Genomic DNA, 18,965 nt, shown 5'->3' with positions numbered 1-18,965 from the left:
AAGGGACTCTAGCCCGTCTTATTCGTCAGAGTGCGCCTGAGAGGCTGGCGAGCGTGGTGTAAAGCGCTGATGCGGCGTAGGATTCGGTTGCAAAGCCAACCCCATCACCTCAACCGCGAACGCCAGGCCCGCCATGACCGATGATACGATTCTGCCCTTCTCGTTTCCAGCCGTTCACGCCAAGAAAGTCACAGCTGCCTTCGATGGCGGTCGGCTGACCTCGAACGGGGGCGTGATGCTTCTGGCGATGGCCGAGCGGCGTCTCGGCTTGGCCGACAATTTGGCCCGGGTGTTCCCGGATCGGCGCGATCCGACGCGGGTCGTGCACAGCCTTGTCGATATGTTCCGCGCGCGCATGTTCGCGATCTGCTGCGGCTACGAGGACGCCGACGACCTCGATCATCTGCGGTCCGATCCCGCATTCAAGCTGGCCTGCGGACGGCTGCCGGACACGGGTCGCGATCTGTGTTCCCAACCGACGCTGTCGCGGCTGGAGAATGCTCCGCGCCTGCGCGACGTGATCCGACTGACCTACACTTTGGTCGACGCATGGATGGATAGCTACCCGCGCGAGCCGGCATCCGTCACGCTCGACATCGATGATACCTGCGATGTCGTCCACGGCCATCAGCAGCTCTCGCTGTTCAACGCTCATTATGACGAACGCTGCTTCCTGCCGATCCACGTCTACGACACGGAGAAGAGCCGGCCCGTGGCGGTCGTGTTGCGGCCCGGCAAGACGCCGGGCGGCGTCGAGGTGCGTGCCCATCTGCGCCGCCTGATACGGCATATCCGGACGCGGTGGCACAACACGCGAATTACGTTCCGTGGCGACGGGCACTATGCCCGGCCGGAGGCAATGGCGTGGTGCGAGACCAACGGCATCGACTACATCTTCGGTCTGTCCGGCACCAAGCCGCTCGCCAGAAAACTCGACGAGGCCGCCGACGACATCCGCACGCGACGCGCCATCGAGAACCTGCCGGTTCTGCGTGGCTATACCGAGACGCGCCACAAGGCCAAGTCCTGGGATCGCGAACGGCGTACCGTCGCCCGTATTGAGGCGACGATGCTCGGCCTCGACATCCGTTTCGTCGTCACCAGCCTCGATGTCGGCTCGGCCGAGTGGATCTACGACAGCCTGTATTGCGCGCGCGGCCAAGCCGAGAATCTGATCAAGCTGCATAAGACACAGCTCGCCTCCGATCGCACCAGCTGCCGTTCGGCGCTCGCCAATCAAGTCCGCCTCGTTCTCCACACCGCCGCTTATTGGCTGATGCTGACCGTGCACGACGCGATTCCCAAAGCCCGGGAATTGGCCACAGCCGAGTTCGCGACGCTGCGTCTTCGTCTCTTGAAACTCGCTGCCCGTGTCGTCGAGACCACGAGCCGCATTCGCCTTGCGTTTGCCGCGGCATGTCCCGAAGCCGACCTGATCCGCGGCTTGCCAGGCGCGCTGCTGCCGCTCGGTCCTTGACCGGCGGGGCGTCCGCCCCCCGTTCGCCCAACCCATCCCTCAAGCGCGTTGCAAAGTACCGGTCGTCAGGCGGTGAAAAGCCGAAGGCAATCCCGCGCGCCTCGTCAGAGCAGATGTGCGGCCACATCAATCGGACTAAAAAAAGCACTCTCACGAATAGGACGGGCTAGGCTTGTCGCCAAAGATTGGCGGCGCCGTGAGCCACTCCGGCGGCTCTTCAGAGCTGGGTTCCCGCAGGCCAAAATCCGGGATCCAGTCGCCTGGCGGAAGGTTGAGTGCTTGATCGGAAGGATGGGGCGGACTACCGAAGTCGATAGCTGCATCGAGCTCGACGACGTCGGCAATTTGGCGACAGACCTCATCGTGATCGTTTGAATTCAGTGGTTGGTTTGATGTGGACATAGGTTCTCCTCACCCGAATGACGTCAGGTTTGAAATAGAGATAAAACTTTGCGAGACGTGGCGATGTGGTTCCGCCCCGTTGTCATCCAAAAGATGCGTCGTGTCGGGCGGCCCAAACGACGCTCTTGGCGATTAACTTGATCTCAAGCTTCGCTAACGTCGGACGTAGATTTTCGGCGCCGTCCGTTCATCCATTGATTAAGGTCGGCGGATGAATAGCGAACTGCCCGGCCCACTTTGATAGCCGGTGGGCCATCACCCGAGACAAAGAGTTTTGCGAGGGTGCTCTCGCCAAGCCGCAAATAGCCGGCGGCCTCTTTCCTCGTGAGCCATTTCCGCGGCTCGGTCGCTTTTTCGATAATCACGTCGTTCCCCATTTGAATTGCCGACTCGCTGTCGGCAAGGAAGTCCTACACGGAGAACGCTGGGACCTGTCGAGACAACTACAGACATGTCCAGACTTGTCTATTGTCCGCCGCTGCGGACTTCTTCGTAGTGGCGCTTTAAACCCTTCCTGATTGAACTGAGCGTGGAATGCAGTTGTTTCGTCCGTTTCAGGTAGTCAACGAGCAAGTCCAAGACTTCATCGAATGTGAGCGGGGCAGGACTACTGAGGTAACGACCTTCCTCGATTTTCTTGAGAAAAGTTGCGTACTTTTTGTCAAGCGACGGGAGTGCTTTCCTCGGAGCGGCACCTGCCGGAAAGTTCCGCCGAAGGTCATCTTCAAGAAAGACGACTTGATCCATCACTCGATGGAATCCAGGTTCTTGCTCGGCGATGCCGGGCACCAGCTTAGCTGTCGGTTGACTGAGGTCCTTCAATGCCGCCGCCCGATAGGCTTTGAAGGAACGAACCACAAAGCTTGTGATGTCGGCTTCGTCTCTGTTTTGAATAATCTTCCCGTCGGAATTTGCCGGGTAAATATCAAATTCGGTCCATGTCGATTGTTCGATGGTTTGCACGGGTGATGCATCAAGGGAGGCGAATCCCGTTAGCTTACCGCGGCGCAGCGCATCCTCCAGCGGGCTGATGCTTGCGAGAACTGAAAACCAGCCGTCTGGCTCGGCGTCCGCTGTCTGCGTAAATTCAATCCAATCGACCGCCTCGTCTAACTGGAAGTACGGGGGCTCTACGAGGTGGAACTCAGGGTCTGTCATCGCGAAGGTCTCGTTCCGTGACTTTATTTGAGGGGCTGCGAATCAACCGGCACGCGGTCGCCCATCGCAGACGAGATGGCCCGTGCAATGTGCTCCGACGCCCGGCGCAGAGGATCGTTGTCTAGGAGCCCGTCCAGATATGTTTTCGTGACGGGCATTTGTTGTAGAGTAGCAGGCTCAGGCTGCGTTTGCGAGGTTGAACAGCTTGAGGAGGTTATGGACGGTGCAGATCATTGTCCACTCGGCGCGCACTTTCTCGATGCCCCGCAACAGGAACTGGCGGAAGCCTCTTGCCTGTTTGATCTGTCCGAACACCGGCTCCACCACTTGCTTTCGCAATCGGTAGGGTGTTTCGAAGCCGCCATCGTCGATCTTCTTTCGCATGGCCTGTGTCAGCGGGCCGCCGACTTTTCCGTTCGCTACTGTCGGGTGCTTGGCGCGTCCGGGCGCGACATAGCCATCGATGCTGCGTGTGTCGAGCGCTTCGAGATTGGCTTCGCTGCAGTAGCCGGAATCCGCTGAGGCCTGCCGCGGCTTGCGGCCAAGATTGCTCTCGATGGCCTCGATCAGGGGCACCAACTGGCCCTGATCGAGGCCGTGCTGGGTCAGTTCTTGCGCGACAATGATCTGGGCATGTGCATCGACGGCCGCCTGGGCATTATAGGCCTGAACGAAGCCATCCTTCGACTTCATGATGCGGCTTTCCGGATCGGTGAAGTTGCGTTGCGCCTTGGGATTGGGTTCCTCCGATGGCAGCGCCGCCGGTTTGCCCGGCTTCTTGCGGCCTTCGGCCTGGCGCTGCTGTTCCTTTTCGGCCTCGATGCGGCGCTCTTCCTCCGCCGCCAGTTTGGCGTCCGCTTCCAGCGCCGCCATCGCTTGCTGGATCTTCGCCAGCCGTTTCTGCTTGTCGACGGTCCAGTCCGGCAGTTCGTCGCTGTTGCCGAAAGTCTCATCCTCCGAGGCATCCGCCGCCTCGGCGGCCGCCAGCATGCGAGCGACCTCGGCCTTCAATTCCGCCTCGCGCTTCTTCATGCGCTCATAACTCATCGCCTTGTGTTTCGACGCGTTCGCCTTGATCTTCGTACCATCCAGCGCGACATGACCGAGCTTGACCAGCCCGGCCGTCTCGCACAACTTCAGAACCTGCACGAATAGCGCGCCGAGCGCCTTCAAATGTCGCTTGCGAAAGTCGCTGATCGTCCGAAAATCCGGCGCATCCAGCGCCACGATCATCACAAAATCGTTCCGCTCCCGGCAGGCCTTGGCAATCCGACGCGACGAATACAGCCCACTCGCATAGCTATGCAGCAGCAGCGCCACCATCATCCGCGGATCAAACGGCGGCTGCCCAAGCCCGCTCACATAGCTGCCCATGATCTCCCTGAGATCGAGGCTCTCCCGCACCAGATCAACCATAAACCGCGAGACATGGCCTTTCGGCACGAAGTCCTGCACATTCGGCGGCAGAAGCAGCGTCTGATCGATGTTCCAAGGCCGAAAATACTTGCTCATCGCCCAATGTTGAATCAGACCCGACCAGATTTGAACAGCGACTATCCAGACAAGCTCCTAGGCTCGGCAAGAGCGGAGGCGGAAAGATTCTTCAAGTCCGGAAAGCGGTCCGGAGAACTCGCCGATCTCAAGAAGGAACTCGCGGCCTTGAAGGACGAACGGGATCGGACCGATGTTCTCGCTTCCGCCTATTCCAGGCTGGTCATCGAGCGAGACGAGGCGACCTCGGCGTACGACGATGCTATCGCGCAGCGGGGCCGCACGCAGGCCCGTATCGACGAGGTGCGGCGGTTCATCCACGCGCTGCCGAGACTCCGGACGTATCGCGCTCTTCGTTCGGACCTGACTCCCCTCGCCGCTTTGTCGGATGCTCCTTCGACGTGGGCCCGCGATCTTCCGACGCTAATGACCCGACAGACGACGCTGGCGACGCAGACGCAGACGGTGGCCGACAACATCGCCGTGCTCGAGCAGGAACTCGACGGGCTCGTCGTGAACGTGTCGGCCTGCGGCCTGGAAGATCGCATCGAATTGCTGTCGGATCTGCGGGCGCGATACGTCACGGCGGAAAAGGACCTGCCCGACCGCCGTCTCCGTCTAGGCATCGCCGAACAAACCGTCGCACGGGTGCTTGCTCGCATCGATCACGTCTCCGAGCCGGATCCCGCGCGACTTCTCCTTCCTGCATCGGTCGTCGCCCCGCTGCGCGACCTGACGGAGCGGCGATCGGGCGTCGAAGCGGCTCTCGGTGCGGCCGAGGCGGAAGTCGCCAAGGCGGTCGAAGCCCTATCGGAAGCCGAGGCAAAGGCGGCCGACCGAAACGACGGATGCGACGAAGCGAAGATCGGTGAATTGACGGCTGCAGTTGCGGCCGCTCGCCAGGCCGACGGGACCGGGCGAGTGCGTGCCGCCGATCGCCTCCGCCGCGAGCGCGCAGACGAACTCGGCGATCGGATGAACGAACTGCGCCCTTGGACGGGAAACAGGGAATCGCTCTACGCGGTCCCGGCTCCGACGCAAGAGCAGCTTGAACGTTGGGCATCGAACGAAAGGGCCCTGTCGCTCGAAGTCGTCTCCCGGCAAGGCGAACAAGACCGTCTCGCCGCCGAGACCGAACGCCTGGACGCGAGGATCGACGCGCTTGGTTCGGTCGCCGGCGTCGTGAGCGATAATGACGCCGCGGAAGCGCGGTCCGCACGGGAGGCAGCTTGGGCGCTTCACAAGTCGCAATTGGATGAAGCTACGGCCGTCGCGTTCGAATCCGCGATGCGGAAACTCGACCTGATCACGGAGCAGCGTCTCGGCCATGCCGCCCGCGTCGCGGAATTGAACGACGCGCTGCTCAAGCGATCCGAAGTGCGATCGATGCTTCGACGGTCCAGCCGGCAATTGCAGGAGAGCCTGACGAAGCGTGCGGCGCTTGTGGAGGAGATCGGGAATGCCGTTCGCGCGATCGGGCAAGACCTCGATGTCTCGATGGACGCCGCCGGCCTGGCTTCGTGGCTAGGGAAACGCGACCGGGCGATCGATGCCGACGGAAGACTGGAGGCGGCCGAAAGGGAATGCCGTGAAGCGCAGATCGAAGCAGCCGGCTCTCGGGGGCGGATCGCCGCGGCGATGCGGTCGGCGGGCATCGATATAGCCGACGATAGCGATATCGCCGCGATGTCGGCGGTCGCCCAGGCGGCGCTCGATCGCGCCTTCGAGTCCAGAAGCCTGCGCGCGGCACTGGAGGATCGACGGCGCGAATTGGCATCGCGGGAGAAGAAGCTCGGTCACGCCCGACTGGCGGAGGAAGCATGGAATAGAGCTTGGCGAGCGGTCTGCGCGACCTGCTGGCTCGGGCAGCGCGAAATGCAGCCGTCCACGGCCGTCGTGCGTGAGACGCTCGAAGTCCTCGCGGAATTGGAAGCAGGCCTGGAGAAACGAGCGGAGTTGACCGACCGCATCGCGAAGATGCAACGCGATCAAGATCAATTCCGGACCCAGGTCGAAGCGCTGGCCCTCACGCTCGGACTGTCGTCGCGCCCCGATCTGCTCGAACTTTGCCATGCGGTGGTGGACTGCTTCGCGGCGGCGGTCAGGACGACCGACCGCCGCCGCGAAGTGGAAGCGCGGCTGATCGTCGAGCAGGACAAGGCGCGCGCGCTCGTCGACGAAGTCGGCGCCGTTCGGGCTAAGACGAACGCGATGATGAGCCACTTCGGAGTCGGGTCACTGACCGAGGTCGACGGACGTCTGCGCGATCTCGTCCGCAAATCCGATCTGGAGGCACGGTCGATCCAGGCCCTTGACGAACTGCTTCAGGGCATTCGGGCGGAAACCATCGAGCAGGCCGAAACCATTCTCGACGCGGTGGATGCCGACTCGTTGGATGCGGAGCTCATCGCCCTGCAAAGCCGCTCCGAGGATGAAGATGGGCGGACGCGCGACCTGTTTTCCGCCCGCAGCCGCGCCGAGGACAGGATAAGCGCGGTCGGCGGCGACGCGGCCATCGCACACCTGGATGCGAAGCGGCGGACGGTGCTGCTCGCCATCGAAGACAAGGCGGTGGCTTACCTCAGGCTGAGACTCGGAATTTCGGCTGCGGACAGGGCATTGAACACCTACCGCGAGCGGCACCGGAGTTCGATGATGGAGCGCGCATCGGAAGCTTTCCGTCTCATCAGCCGGGGTTCCTACGAAGAGCTCGTCACCCAGCCCTCTAACGGGAGCGAGCTCCTGATCGCCAAGGGATCCGACGGCGGCTCAAAGCTCGCGTCCGAGCTCTCGAAAGGCACGCGTTTTCAGCTGTATCTGGCGCTGCGCGTAGCGGGGTATCACGAATTCGCACGTGCTCATCCACCGGGGCCTTTTCTCGCGGACGACATCATGGAGACGTTCGACGATTCGAGAGCCGAGGAGGCTTTTCGCCTGCTCGCCGACATGGCTTGCACGGGGCAAGTGGTCTACTTTACCCACCATCGTCATCTCTGCGAGATTGTGAAGGCCGTCGAGCCGACGACGATCATCCACGACCTTCAGTCCGGCGCGCGCGATCAGGCCAGGAACAAGGCCGCCTGACTGGCCCGAACACGTTGCCGCTGGCGTCGGTGTCATTCGGCCTGCAATATTGACCCCCTAAGCCGGGGGATCGGCGTCCAAAATTGGCTCTGACTCATATGTGGAACGGCCCGGGCTGCAAGGTCTTTCTCTGATTGAACAAGGAATGGCGGTGCGGTCATATGTTCGGCCTGTGAACGCGGCACCTGGCCGCTGGCCACGATGATGTCCGCGGAAGCAATCGCCCAATCAATTTTGCGCGCTCGAAGCGCAGTGAGTCAGGCGGTCTGATTGCTACCGGGAATGTCGTCATTCAGTGTTCATCCAGATTGCACCCTGCCTCCTCGGCGGCTTTCCTTTTCCGCCGATGAGCTCTTAAGATTAAGATTTCAGCATTGCGGCCGGTGCCTGATAGATGCCGCCCTTGACTAGCAACGCCCAGATGGTGCGCGCAATCTTGTTGGCTAACGCCACTGATACGACCTTGACCGGCCGGCGTTGCAGCATGGTCCGAACCCAGAGCGGGACTTTCAAGCCTCGTTTGGCAAGCTTGATGATAGAAGTTGCACCGACGATTAAGAGCGTCCGTAGTTGCCGATTTCCCCGCTTCGATATCGCGCCGAGCCTTTCTTTCCCACCGCTCGATTGTGCCCTCGGCGTCAGACCCATCCAAGCCGCAAAATCTCGTGCAGTGGCAAAGCCACGAGCATCCAAGACCGATGTCCGAACGGTAGCGGCGATGAGAGGACCAACACCGGGAATGCTCATCAGACGCCTCGCATCGGGATCCTTTCTGACGGCAACCAAAATCTCTCTATCGAGCTTCTCTATGCGGTTTGTAAGTAGCTCAATCTGTTCAGCGAAATGGATCAGGGCAAAGCGGGCGGTGGCGGGGATCCTGTCGTCTTGCCCCTCCCGGAGCAATCCCAGAAGTTTCGCGATGCTTGCCATGCCCGTCCCCGCAATAATACCCAACTCGGCCATGTGAGCGCGCAGAGCATTGGCAGTCTGGCTCCGCTGTCTGATCAGCAGCTCTCGCGCCCGCAGAATCATACCGGCGGCTTGTTGTTCGGCAGTCTTCATCGGTACGAACCGCATCGTCGGACGGGTGACAGCCTCACAAATGGCTTCTGCATCAGCCATGTCGGTCTTATTTCGTTTGACATAAGGCTTCACATAGGCCGGTGGCATCATGCGGACCGAATGCCCCAGGGCCGCGATTTCGCGCGCCCAATGATGTGCACTCGCACAAGCCTCCATGCCGACCAGGCAAGAGGAGAGCGCTCGAAAGAATGGCAGCACCTGCGATCGTCGCAACATGCGGCGAACCAATACTCTCCCGTCGTTGCCGATCCCGTGCACTTGGAAGATCGACTTAGCCAAATCCAAACCTACTGTGATAATCTTCTCCATTGGAACGGTCCTTCCCTTGTGGCGCCTCTCGAAGCGACCACGTTAGGCACTTTTGATGCCGGTTCGAAGGGCCGTTCCACACCATCACTTTTGATGCAAGTTTGGGGGATGCGTGGCGCTTTGATTGGAGGAGAATCAACGCCATGCAGCAAGCACTCCACCGCTCCAGTCTGGTGCCGCGTGGGTTTGTTGTAGAGAGTGCGTACTACGAAGGTGATAAGGCCATTATTGAGATCCGGGCGTCCGGAAGCGTCGGTCTGTGTCCCTTGTGCGGAACAGTTTCCCGACGTGTCCATAGCCGGTATCGGCGACGCGTAACTGACCTCCCGCTTTCGGGGCGGATCGTACAGCTCCTGGTGGTCGCCCGCCGCTTCCGCTGCGACGCCGTTCTGTGCGGGCGCCAAATCTTTACTGAGCGCTTCGCCGAAGGGGTGCTGGCTCCATCAGCCCGGCGCACAGCGAGGCTGGACTCCATAGTCCATCACCTCGGTCTGGCGCTTGGCGGACGACCGGCGGCAGGCTTCGCAAAACGGCTGATGCTGCCGGTGAGCAAGGATACGCTCCTTCGCGTGGTTCGACGCCGTAGCCGTCCACCAGCTGACCCGCTCAGGGTTATCGGCATTGATGATTGGGCATGGCGGCGCAATCACCGATACGCCAGCATCATCTGCAACCTGGAAAGGCGCCGGGTGGTCACCCTGCTGCCGGACCGTGAGCCCGCGACCGCCCAGGCCTGGCTCGCTGCTCATCCCACGATCGCGATCGTCGCCCGTGACCGCGGTGGAGCATATGGCGAAGCCGCGGCAAAAGCCCTGCCGCACGCGGTACAGGTCGCAGATCGTTGGCATCTGATGGAGAACGCCAGTCGGGCCTTCCTCGATGCCGTCCGAAAATCGATGCGCCAGATCCGCAGCGCAATCGGAGCAACGACGATCGATCCCGAGCTGCTAACAGCTGCGGAGCGTCTCCAATATGAGGGCTATCTCCGGCGCGAGGAGGCCAACGCGACCATCTTGAGCCTGTCGAAAGGTGGGATGCCGATCAAGCAGATCGTGCGCCAGACGGGCCACAGCAGGGGGCTGGTGCGACAGGTTATCCGCGGCGAACGCCATGATGTCTTCCGGACCCGGGAGAGTTCTCTCGATCAGCACCTGCCATGGCTCGACGATCAATGGGCAGCCGGTTGCCGAAACGGCGCTGAACTTTGGCGCCGCTTACGGGCGCACGGTTTCCGAGGCTCCCTTCGTGTTGTCGGCGAATGGACGACTCGTAGACGGCGGGCCGAAAAGACTGATGTCGAAACTCTTCATCGGATTCCATCGGCCAGAACGATCGCTCGCCTCATGACCGTCGGACGGGATACGCTGCCGAATTCCATTTGATGATTCGGCGCCGATGTCAATCGGCGTTTGACTGGGACCCCCTATCGGCCTCCAAAAGGGACCCCTTTGATCGGCTGTGCTCTGCTGGTAGCGCTCGGGTCGTCGGAGCTGGTCGGGGTTGGTGCGCCACGACGGCGCGAAGAAGGAGGTAGATCAATTGACCTAAAGCCTTCAAGCAGCCTTGCTGTGCAAGAGATGAGGGTAGGCCCCTCGGGCTCGGATTGCAGGATCAGAGTCCAAACCACCACAAGCTGCTTCGACACAACGGTCGAGGTGGTGAGCGTTGTTGGAAAAGGCGGGCGCAAGCCCGTCAGGTAAGCCTCAGGAAGGCGAGCGGAAGCGAACCGCCGATGAAGCATCGAAAACCAGTACAGACGTTGTCGAAACCAAGGGTTCAACCCTTCCTTGGGAGCAAGCCTATCGGGAGCCTGGTTACTGGATGGGTGACGACCGGTGTAGAGGCGGCGCGATCCTGATGGCAGGCTCTTACACGGAACGTGGGAACCTGTGTCGTGATGCCAAGGGAGAACCTGAAAGCGGCAGCACCGCTGAGGGGAGAGTACCGATGCACGGCGCAGGGGCGGACGGGTTCGCAGTAGTGATGAAGCCTGGTAATGCAGGTGGAGCGAAGGGACCCGATCATCTGGCCAACGACAACAGCCAACCCGCAATGGGGATGAACTGATGTCCGAGGCAAAGCCGTATGATATCTCCAAGCACCTTGTTTGGCAGGCTTGGAAACAGGTCAAAGCAAACCAAGGGGCCGCGGGCGTGGATGGCGTCTCCGTCGCGGCGTTCGAAAAGGACCTGAAGAGGAATCTCTACAAGGTCTGGAATCGCATGTCGTCGGGGACGTATTTTCCACCGCCTGTTCGTCTCGTGGAAATCCCCAAATCCGATGGCAAGAGTGTCAGGAAACTCGGCATTCCCGCCGTCGGAGACCGAGTGGCCCAGACGGTCGCAAAGATGGTCATAGAAAAGGAAGTGGAGCCAGTCTTCCACCCCGACTCTTACGGCTATCGGCCCGGACGCTCTGCGCTCGATGCGGTGGGGAAGGCGCGCGAGCGCTGCTGGAAATTCGATTGGGTCATAGACTTGGACATCAAGTCGTTCTTCGATACGATTCCATGGGACCTGATGGAAAAAGCTGTAGCCCACCATGTGGAATTGGGCTGGGTTCGTCTCTACGTCAGACGGTGGCTGCAAGCCACCGTGGAGCGGAAAGACGGGACCCGCGACGAGCGAACACGAGGAACCCCTCAGGGTTCTGTCGTCTCGCCCGTACTCTCCAATCTCTTCATGCATTATTGTTTCGATGCATGGATGCAACGGACCTTCTCACACCTGCGCTTCGAAAGATTCGCTGATGATGCGATCGTCCATTGCTGGAGTGAGGAGGAGGCCAAAGCCGTACTGGGAGCGATCCGTAATCGCCTTGCCGAGTGCGGTCTGGAACTCCACCCGGAGAAAACCCGGATCGTCTACTGCAAGGACAACAATCGGAGCGGAGGGTACGAGCAAATCACGTTCGACTTCCTCGGCTACACGTTCCGGCCGCGCAAAGCTCGGGACAGCAAGGGTGAGAAGTTTGTCAGCTTCGCACCGGCCATCAGCCGCAAGGCAGCCAAGGGAATCCGGCAGGCTATCCGCGAATGGCGGGTGACAAGCAGGAGCAACCAAACGCTGGAAGACCTAGCCAAACTGATCGACCCTGTCGCGAGAGGATGGCTGAACTACTACGGGCGGTTTTACCGCTCGGAGTGCGTCAACGTCCTTCACGTCAACATGGTGCTCACCCGGTGGGTGATGGGGAAATATAAAAGGTTCAAGCGCCGGAAAACTGCGGCCATATCCTGGCTAGGACGTCTCGCAAAACGAGCGCCAAGCCTGCTGTATCTGTGGAAAGTCGGCATCAGACCAACGGCTGGATGATAGAAGCCGGATGAAGCGCGAGCTTCACGTCCGGATTCGTGAGCGCCTGGGGGTGAAATTCCCCCGGGCGACTCGACCGGAGACGGCGCGAGCGCGGGTTGTTTGAACATCGTCGCGGCTTTTGAATCGCCAGCTGTCGTTGCCGGTCTCGACGATGTCGCAGTGATGGGTCAATCGGTCGAGTAGCGCGGTGGTCATTTTGGCATCGCCGAACACGCTCGGCCATTCGCCGAACGCGAGATTTGTGGTGACAATGACGGAGGTACGCTCGTAGAGCCGACTGATGAGATGGAACAGGAGCTGACCGCCGGATTGCGCGAACGGCAGATACCAGCTCGTCGAGAACGATGAAGTCCATCCGGGTCAGATGCTCGGCGAGCCGTCCCTGCCGACCGTTGCGGGTTTCGGTCTCGAGCCGGTTGACGAGGTCGACGACGTTGTAGAAGCGTCCTCTAGCGCCATCGCGGATGCAACTTCTGGCGATGGCAATGGCCAGGTGTGTTTTGCCTGTACCGGTGCCGCCAACCAGCACGACGTTGCGTTGTTGGGCGATGAAGCCGCCGTCAGCGAGATCATTGACGAGAGTCTGATTGATCGGCGTGCCGTCGAACTGGAAGTCGGCGATATCCTTGGCGAGCGGCAGCTTGGCAATGGTGAGCTGGTATTTGATCGACCTGGCTTGCTTCTCGTTGATCTCGGCGTTGAGCAGGTCGCCGACAATGCGCTGAGGTTCGTGCTGGCGCTTAACGGCAGTTGCCATGATCTCGTCGAAGGCAGCCTTCATGCCGTAGAGCTTGAGTTCGCCCATGAGGTCGAAGATTTGGGTTCGTTCCATCAGATGGTCCTCCGGAGGTTGTCGTAGCGGGCACAATCGGCGATCGGTGCATGACGGAGCGTCAGTGCGGCCGGCGTCATGATGTTGGCCGGTGGGGCAGGTTCACGTTGACGGGCGAGGATATTGAGAACGACATCGGCGGAATGGACGCTGTGACTGAGCGCTTCGGCACAGGCCGCTTCCACCGCGGACAGACCGTCAGTCAGCACCGCGTTGAGGATGTCGACCATCTGCCGATTGCCATCGTCGGTGCTGGCCAGCTTGCGCCGGATCCGCTCGATCGCGGCCGGCAGCACCCAGTCTTTGAAGGGAGCACCGTTGCGCAAGGCGCCGGGTTTGCGGGCGAGCACCGGCACATAATGCCAGGGGTCGTAGACGGTATCGCCGCGGCCAAAGGATCGCGGGTGCTCGGCAACGATACGTCCATCCTGACGGATCACGATGCGATCGGCATAGGCTTGAACCTCGACCGGTCGTCCGACTGCGCTGGCTGCGACCGAGTACTTGTTGTTGTCGAAGCGCACCAGGCAGGTCTTCGAGACCGATGCCGTCACCGCATGGAAGCCGTCGAAGCGGCCGGCATAGGGAACGAGTTTGGGGCGTTCGGCTTCGAGCACGTCCCAGATCGTCTGATCGGTCAGCTCCGGATGGCGATGAGCCTTGGCGTAGGCGATGCATTTGTCGAGCAGCCAGGCGTTTAACTCGTCGAGGTTTTTGAACCGCAGCCGCGGCGTGAAGAAGCGTTCCCGGACCAGCCCGACCTGGTTCTCGACTTGCCCCTTCTCCCAGCCCGACGCTGGCGTACAGGCGACCGGATCGACCAGATAGTGGCTGCACATCTGCAGGAAGCGGCGATTGTAGAGAGGGCCTTTACCGACAAAGATCGTCTCCACCGCGGTCTTCATGTTGTCGTAGATGCCGCGGGTGCAGGTGCCTTTGAACAGGGCGAACGCCCGGTCGTGGGCGTCGAACACCATCTCCTGCGTCTCCCGCGGATAGGCCCGCACGAACAGCATACGGCTGTGACAGAGCCGGACATGGGCAGCCTTCACCATCACCGTGGTGCCGCTCAGCAGGACGACCTCGTGGCTCCAGTCGAACTGGTAGGCTTCGCCTGGTGCAAAGCTCAGCGGCACATAAGCCGACGCTGTCGAGGGGCCGCGTTCCTTGCTCCACCGTCGTGCGTATCGACGAACCGCATCATAGCCGCCGGCATAACCCAGGCCGCGAAGCTCCTCGAATAGCCGGATCAGCGTCAGCCGTTCCCGCGCCGCCTTGCTCTCATTCCCTGCCAGCTGAGCTGCTGCCGGTTTGATGGACACCGAGATTAGGTGTTTCATGAAGCCGGAGGTGGCGATGAAAAGACGGAAGTTCAGCCGCGAGTTCAAGGTCGAGGCGGTCAAGCTGGTGCGGGAACGTGGGGTGTCGGTGGCGCAAGCTGGCCGTGACCTGGATGTTCATGAGAATGTTCTCCGCAAATGGGTGAAGGAGTTGGGCTCCGACCCGGCGCAAGCCTTTCCCGGCCACGGGCAGATGAAGCCGGAGCAGCAGGAGATCGAGCGGCTGCGCCGTGAGGTCGCCAAGCTGAAGGCCGAGCGGGATATCCTATGTCATTCGGCCTGCAATATTGACCCCCTAAGCCGGGGGATCGGCGTCCAAAATTGACCCCCTACAGATTGATCTGTTGCGCTGCCTGCTTTGGAACGAAGCAGGTGGTGGGGGATGCTGATCGTGGAGACAATTGCCCGGATCCGGCGCGAGCACTTCATCAAGGGCAAGACGATCAAGGAGATCGCCCGTGACCTGAAGGTGTCGCGGAACACGGTCCGGAAGGTGCTGAGGTCGGGAGAGACCTCCTTCGAGTACGAGCGGCAGGTGCAGCCGCGGCCAAAGCTGGGACGATGGGCAGTAGAGCTTGACGGATTGCTGGCGGCGAACGCGGCCAAATCGGCTCGTGAACAGCTGACGTTGATCCGGATCTTCGAAGAGCTGCGCGGCCGCGGCTACGACGGCGGTTACGATGCCGTGCGGCGTTACGCCAGGCGGTGGAGCAAAGAACGCGGGCAATCGACCGCGGCGGCTTATGTCCCGCTGAGCTTTGCCCCAGGCGAAGCCTACCAGTTCGACTGGAGCCACGAGGTGGTCTTGCTGAGCGGGACCACGGTGATGGTGAAGGCCGCCCATGTCCGGCTCTGTCACAGCCGCATGCTGTTCGTGCGGGCCTATCCGCGGGAGACGCAGGAGATGGTGTTCGACGCCCACGACCGGGCGTTCGCTCTGTTCAAAGGCACCTGCACCCGCGGCATCTACGACAACATGAAGACCGCCGTAGAGACGATCTTCGTCGGTAAAGGGCGTCTCTACAATCGCCGCTTCCTGCAGATGTGCAGCCACTATCTGGTCGATCCGGTCGCCTGCACGCCGGCGTCGGGCTGGGAGAAGGGGCAGGTCGAGAACCAGGTCGGGCTGGTCCGGGAGCGCTTCTTCACGCCGCGGCTGCGGTTCAAAAACCTCGACGAGTTAAACGCCTGGCTGCTCGACAAATGCATCGCCTACGCCAAGGCTCATCGCCACCCGGAGCTGGTCGATCAGACGATCTGGGAAGTGTTCGAAGCCGAGCGTCCCAAGCTCGTTCCCTATGCCGGCCGCTTCGACGGCTTCCATGCGGTGACGGCATCGGTCTCGAAGACCTGCCTGGTGCGCTTCGACAACAACAAGTACTCGGTCGCAGCCAGCGCAGTCGGACGGCCGGTCGAAGTCCAGGCTTATGCCGACCGCATCGTGATCCGTCAGGATGGACGCATCGTTGCCGAGCACCCGCGATCCTTTGGCCGCGGCGAGACGACCTATGATCCCTGGCACTATGTGCCGGTGCTGGCTCGCAAACCCGGTGCCTTGCGCAACGGCGCTCCCTTCAAAGACTGGGTGCTGCCGGCCGCGATCGAGCGGATCCGGCGCAAGCTTGCCAGCACCGACGATGGCAATCGGCAGATGGTCGACATCCTCACCGCGGTGCTGACTGACGGTCTGTCCGCGGTGGAAGCGGCCTGTGCCGAAGCGCTCGGTCATGGCGTCCATTCCGCCGATGTCGTGCTCAACATCCTGGCCCGTCAACGTGAACCCGCCCCACCGGCCAACATCATGACGCCGGCCGCACTGACGCTCCGTCATGCACCGATCGCCGATTGTGCCCGCTACGACAACCTCCGGAGGACCATCTGATGGAACGAACCCAAATCTTCGACCTCATGGGCGAGCTCAAGCTCTACGGCATGAAGGCTGCCTTCGACGAGATCATGGCAACTGCCGTCAAGCGCCAGCACGAACCTCAGCGCATTGTCGGCGACCTGCTTAACGCCGAGATCAACGAGAAGCAGGCCCGCTCGATCAAATACCAGCTGACCATTGCCAAGCTGCCGCTTGCCAAGGACATCGCCGACTTCCAGTTCGACGGCACGCCGATCAATCAGACTCTCGTCAATGATCTCGCCAGCGGCGGCTTCATCGCCCAGCAACGCAATGTCGTGCTGGTTGGCGGCACCGGCACAGGCAAGACCCACCTGGCCATTGCCATCGCCAGAAGCTGCATCCGATCCGGTGCCCGCGGCCGCTTCTTCAACGTAGTCGACCTCGTCAATCGCCTCGAGACCGAGACCCGCAACGGACGGCAAGGACGGCTCGCCGAGCATCTGACCCGGATGGACTTCATCGTGCTGGATGAACTCGGCTATTTGCCCTTCGCCCAGTCCGGTGGCCAGCTCCTCTTCCACCTCGTCAGCCGGCTCTATGAGCGCGCCTCCGTCATCGTGACGACCAATCTCGCCTTCGGCGAATGGCCGAGCGTGTTCGGCGACGCCAAAATGACCACAGCGCTGCTCGACCGATTGACCCATCACTGCGACATTGTCGAGACCGGCAACGATAGCTGGCGGTTCAAGAGCCGAGACGACGATCACGCCACCCGCGCTCGTCTCGCCTCCGCTATCCCGGCCAGCTCCGACGAGACGAGCGCTACCAGCAAAGCCCGCCGCACGAAGGGGTCAAAATTGGACGCCGATGAGGGGCGCATTGCCTCATCGAAAATGTTACCGAACAATTCCGCTGATGACTGGGGCGGCGTTACCGAATCAGGTCGGTGGCGCCAATGGCGAGCGGGATCAGCATGGGCGCAAGGCGCGAGGTGTTGGCCGCGGTGGCGAGGCGCTACCGTGCGGCTGGACGAGTTGAGAAGGGACGGATCCTTGACGAGTTGACAGCAACGACGGGTTGGCACCGCAAGCACGCGGTGCGAGCACTGTCGGTTGCCGGAAGGGACAGGCCCAGACCACCACTGGACGAAGGGGCAACGAGCCCAACCGAACCAGCGACAAGTCGGCGACGCAAATACGCCAGCGTGCGCGACGCGCTGATCGCGCTGTGGGAAGCCTCCGATCGCGTCTGCGGTAAGCGCCTCGTATCGATGATCCCAGTGCTGTTGCCCGCACTCGAGCGGCATGGCCGGCTGAAGCCAACGAGCGCAGAGCGTGCGCTGCTGACAACTCTGAGCGCGGCGACGATCGATCGGATGTTGATCGACGTTAAAATTGCGGCTGCTGGGGGGCGCCGGCGGCGAGTCGGATTCTACTCGGCGATTCGACGCGAGGTGCCGATCCGCACTTTCAATGACTGGGCAAACCCGCCGCCAGGCTTTTGCGAGATCGACATGGTCGCGCACGGTGGGACCAGCGTCGCCGGCTCGTTTATCCAGACTTTGACCATGGTGGACATCGCAACAGGATGGACGGAATGCCTGCCCCTGGTGACACGCGATGGCAGCCTCGTCGTGGAAGCGATGACGCGAGCACAGGGCCTGTTCCCGTGGGTGATCTGTGGCGCCGACTTCGATAACGACAGCGCGTTCATGAACGACGTCGTCGTTCCATGGTGCCGAGCACAGAAGATCGAGGTAACGCGGTCACGTGCCTACAAAAAGAACGATCAGGCTTTCGTGGAGCAGAAGAACGGTGCGGTGGTCCGGCGGCTCGTCGGATACGGGCGCTTCGACGGGGTCGAGACGGCCCGCGTGATGGCACGTCTCTACGCGGCGGCGCGCCTGCTGGTGAACTTCTTCCAGCCGTCATTCAAGCTCAAAGAGAAGCGCCGCGAGGGTGCCAAGATCATCAAACGCTATCATCCGCCTGCCACACCATACGAACGTGCACTGGGGCACCCGAAACTCCCATCAGCGGTCAAGCGCCGTCTGCGCCAGACGTATCGGACTCTCGATCCCATACAATTGCTTGCCACGATCCGCACGGCGCAGGAAGAGCTCGGCGAACGGATCGGCAAGCGCGGTCTTGCGAAGGTTCCCACCGTATCGCCGGCTGATCCGCTCTCGTTTGCCCGATCGCTCGGCACGGCGGCAAACACCGCCGAAGTGCGGGCCACGCACCGCCGGCCGAAACGGCGATATAAAAAGCGTATTCGCATGCCCTCGAAGCTCGATCCCCATCTCGCGATCATCGAGAACTGGCTCGCCGTCGAGCCACAGCTCACTGCACTGGCCATCGTGGGCAGGCTCGCCACGATCGATCCTTCGATGTTCAGCGACAAGCAGCATTCGATCGTTCAGCGCCTGCTTCGGTCCCTCCGGCGGAAGGTGGCGGAGATAGCCATCGTATCCATGCCCGTGGATGAAATACGGCCCGAGGCTGTGGACGGCGCTGCGTGTGATGAGCACTCCGCCCCGCCCACAGCCTCTCCACCGAGCTGGCCGCGGCTCGAGACCGAGACCTTCATCCCGGGTAACATTACTTCCTGAGGCAATACGAGG

The 18,965-nt window shown here is 61.4% G+C and carries 9 protein-coding genes and 6 pseudogenes; 8 read left to right on the top strand and 7 right to left on the bottom strand.

What is annotated here, in order from left to right; translation table 11 throughout:
• The first annotated feature begins 133 nt into the window (after positions 1-133).
• Positions 134-1,477: an IS1380-like element ISBdi2 family transposase gene (locus HAP54_RS07910; RefSeq protein ID WP_166299317.1), complete on the top strand. Its 1,344-nt coding sequence runs from the start codon at positions 134-136 to the stop codon at positions 1,475-1,477.
• Positions 1,478-1,627: 150 nt separating this feature from the next.
• Here the strand turns inward: HAP54_RS07910 and HAP54_RS07905 are convergent, their stop codons facing one another.
• The 4 genes from HAP54_RS07905 to HAP54_RS07890 all read right to left on the bottom strand — a co-directional run bounded on the left by HAP54_RS07905 (position 1,628) and on the right by HAP54_RS07890 (position 4,549).
• On the bottom strand, positions 1,628-1,879 hold the full coding sequence (locus HAP54_RS07905; RefSeq protein ID WP_166299316.1) for a hypothetical protein: 252 nt from the start codon (positions 1,877-1,879) through the stop codon (positions 1,628-1,630).
• A gap of 143 nt (positions 1,880-2,022) precedes the next feature.
• Complete coding sequence (locus tag HAP54_RS07900; RefSeq protein WP_166299315.1) at positions 2,023-2,256, bottom strand: helix-turn-helix transcriptional regulator; 234 nt, start codon at positions 2,254-2,256, stop codon at positions 2,023-2,025.
• A gap of 88 nt (positions 2,257-2,344) precedes the next feature.
• Complete coding sequence (locus HAP54_RS07895; RefSeq protein ID WP_166299314.1) at positions 2,345-3,037, bottom strand: hypothetical protein; 693 nt, start codon at positions 3,035-3,037, stop codon at positions 2,345-2,347.
• Between the two features lie 177 nt (positions 3,038-3,214).
• Positions 3,215-4,549: an IS1182 family transposase gene (locus tag HAP54_RS07890; RefSeq protein WP_166296156.1), complete on the bottom strand. Its 1,335-nt coding sequence runs from the start codon at positions 4,547-4,549 to the stop codon at positions 3,215-3,217.
• 6 nt (positions 4,550-4,555) lie between these two features.
• On the opposite strand from HAP54_RS07890, the gene HAP54_RS07885 reads away from it, so the two are divergent.
• The gene (locus HAP54_RS07885; RefSeq protein WP_166299313.1) at positions 4,556-7,612 is read left to right on the top strand and encodes an ATP-binding protein; all 3,057 of its coding nucleotides are present in this window, start codon (positions 4,556-4,558) and stop codon (positions 7,610-7,612) included.
• A gap of 360 nt (positions 7,613-7,972) precedes the next feature.
• Here HAP54_RS07885 and HAP54_RS07880 read toward each other — a convergent pair whose 3' ends face one another.
• Entirely contained in the window at positions 7,973-9,004 is a 1,032-nt protein-coding gene (locus tag HAP54_RS07880) for an IS110 family transposase (RefSeq protein ID WP_166299312.1), read from the bottom strand.
• A 143-nt stretch (positions 9,005-9,147) separates the two neighbouring features.
• On the opposite strand from HAP54_RS07880, the pseudogene HAP54_RS07875 reads away from it, so the two are divergent.
• A pseudogene (locus tag HAP54_RS07875) lies at positions 9,148-10,371 on the top strand (ISL3 family transposase); the annotation flags it as partial.
• 699 nt (positions 10,372-11,070) lie between these two features.
• A complete protein-coding gene (gene ltrA, locus HAP54_RS07870) occupies positions 11,071-12,318 on the top strand; it encodes a group II intron reverse transcriptase/maturase (protein ID WP_166299311.1) in 1,248 nt (415 codons plus the stop codon).
• A 114-nt stretch (positions 12,319-12,432) separates the two neighbouring features.
• Here the strand turns inward: ltrA and istB (HAP54_RS07865) are convergent.
• A pseudogene (gene istB / locus HAP54_RS07865) lies at positions 12,433-13,153 on the bottom strand (IS21-like element helper ATPase IstB); the annotation flags it as partial.
• A pseudogene (istA, locus tag HAP54_RS07860) lies at positions 13,062-14,493 on the bottom strand (IS21 family transposase). The pseudogenes istB (HAP54_RS07865) and istA (HAP54_RS07860), both read right to left, overlap by 92 nt.
• Positions 14,494-14,509: 16 nt before the next feature.
• On the opposite strand from istA (HAP54_RS07860), the pseudogene HAP54_RS07855 reads away from it, so the two are divergent.
• From HAP54_RS07855 to HAP54_RS07840, 4 genes and pseudogenes are all read left to right on the top strand, one after another.
• A pseudogene (locus tag HAP54_RS07855) lies at positions 14,510-14,761 on the top strand (transposase); the annotation flags it as partial.
• 114 nt (positions 14,762-14,875) lie between these two features.
• Positions 14,876-16,366, top strand: a pseudogene (gene istA / locus HAP54_RS07850) (IS21 family transposase); the annotation flags it as partial.
• 8 nt (positions 16,367-16,374) lie between these two features.
• Positions 16,375-17,217 (top strand): annotated as a pseudogene (gene istB, locus HAP54_RS07845) (IS21-like element helper ATPase IstB); the annotation flags it as partial.
• 329 nt (positions 17,218-17,546) lie between these two features.
• Complete coding sequence (locus HAP54_RS07840) at positions 17,547-18,953, top strand: integrase catalytic domain-containing protein (protein WP_166295107.1); 1,407 nt, start codon at positions 17,547-17,549, stop codon at positions 18,951-18,953.
• Positions 18,954-18,965 lie beyond the last annotated feature (12 nt).

It is taken from the genome of Bradyrhizobium sp. 2S1, from assembly GCF_011516625.5.
Lineage (GTDB): Bacteria > Pseudomonadota > Alphaproteobacteria > Rhizobiales > Xanthobacteraceae > Bradyrhizobium > Bradyrhizobium septentrionale.
Note: the sequence above shows the minus strand (reverse complement) of the source record. Positions and strands in the feature narration are given on the sequence as shown.

Excerpts from the sequence above, each read along its gene's own strand:
- HAP54_RS07900 (WP_166299315.1), bottom strand. The coding sequence starts at position 2,256 with ATGGGGAACGACGTGATTATCGAAAAAGCGACCGAGCCGCGGAAATGG.
- HAP54_RS07880 (WP_166299312.1), bottom strand. The coding sequence starts at position 9,004 with ATGGAGAAGATTATCACAGTAGGTTTGGATTTGGCTAAGTCGATCTTC.
- HAP54_RS07910 (WP_166299317.1), top strand. The coding sequence starts at position 134 with ATGACCGATGATACGATTCTGCCCTTCTCGTTTCCAGCCGTTCACGCC.
- HAP54_RS07885 (WP_166299313.1), top strand. The coding sequence starts at position 4,556 with ATGTTGAATCAGACCCGACCAGATTTGAACAGCGACTATCCAGACAAG.
- ltrA (WP_166299311.1), top strand. The coding sequence starts at position 11,071 with ATGTCCGAGGCAAAGCCGTATGATATCTCCAAGCACCTTGTTTGGCAG.
- HAP54_RS07905 (WP_166299316.1), bottom strand. The coding sequence starts at position 1,879 with ATGTCCACATCAAACCAACCACTGAATTCAAACGATCACGATGAGGTC.
- HAP54_RS07890 (WP_166296156.1), bottom strand. The coding sequence starts at position 4,549 with ATGAGCAAGTATTTTCGGCCTTGGAACATCGATCAGACGCTGCTTCTG.
- HAP54_RS07895 (WP_166299314.1), bottom strand. The coding sequence starts at position 3,037 with ATGACAGACCCTGAGTTCCACCTCGTAGAGCCCCCGTACTTCCAGTTA.